The sequence below is a fragment of the Pedococcus sp. P1_H8 genome (assembly GCF_056405175.1).
Genome location: NZ_JBFUCP010000039.1, coordinates 1 through 704 on the forward strand (window position 1 = coordinate 1; position 704 = coordinate 704).

At 73.7% G+C, this 704-nt stretch carries 2 protein-coding genes; both read right to left on the reverse strand.

Annotated elements, in window-relative coordinates:
* Positions 1–2: 2 nt before the first annotated feature.
* Entirely contained in the window at positions 3–509 is a 507-nt protein-coding gene (gene folK, locus AC1DYG_RS18690; protein WP_477641369.1) for a 2-amino-4-hydroxy-6-hydroxymethyldihydropteridine diphosphokinase, read from the reverse strand.
* Positions 506–704 (reverse strand): dihydroneopterin aldolase (locus tag AC1DYG_RS18695; RefSeq protein ID WP_477641370.1); only part of this gene is annotated, 199 nt, incomplete at its 5' end. The genes folK and AC1DYG_RS18695, both read right to left, overlap by 4 nt.

Sequence of the window (704 nt, forward strand, 5' to 3'; positions counted from 1 at the left end):
CGTCATCTCGGCGCCAACCGGAGGTCGGTCCGGCGTACGCCGTCGCGCTCGGCCGGGTCCAGCCGCTCCAGCAGCGCCTGCGCCGACGTCACGACGCCGTCCACCACCAGCGCCGCATCGGGATCCACCTCGAGCCACGGGGCCAGCACGAATGCCCGCTCGTGGGCACGCGGGTGCGGCAGGGTCAGCTCCGGGTCCGAACTGACCACGCCGTCGCAGTCCACGACGTCCACGTCCAGGCTGCGCGGTCCCCAGCGCTGCTCGCGCACGCGGTCCGCCTCCGCCTCCAGGCGACGGCCCAGTCGCAGCCAGCCCCAGCAGTCCAGCTCGGGGTCCTGGGCGATCACCGTCGCATTGAGGAAGTCCTGCTGCTCGACCCCACCCCACGGCGCGGTCGCGTAGACGCTCGACACCGCGACCGCCCGCTCGCCGAGGGCATCGACCACCGACTGCAGGTGCGCCAACGGGTCTCCCATGTTGGACCCGATCGACAGCACCGCCCGGCTCATCCCTGCAGCCCCCCTCGACCGCCCGCGCCCTTGCGGGATCGTCGGGCGACCACGGCCACATCCGCGAAGGTCAGCGGGATCGGCGCCGACGGCTTGTGCACGGTGACCTCGACCGCGCTCACCCGGTCGTCGCGCAGCACCGCCTCGGCAATCTCGGCCGCGACCGTCTCGATGAGGTCGCGCGGCGGTCCCGCG

What these genes read in the sequence shown, in the direction of transcription:
- folK (WP_477641369.1), bottom strand. Translation starts at nt 509, where the DNA reads ATGAGCCGGGCGGTGCTGTCGATCGGGTCCAACATGGGAGACCCGTTG.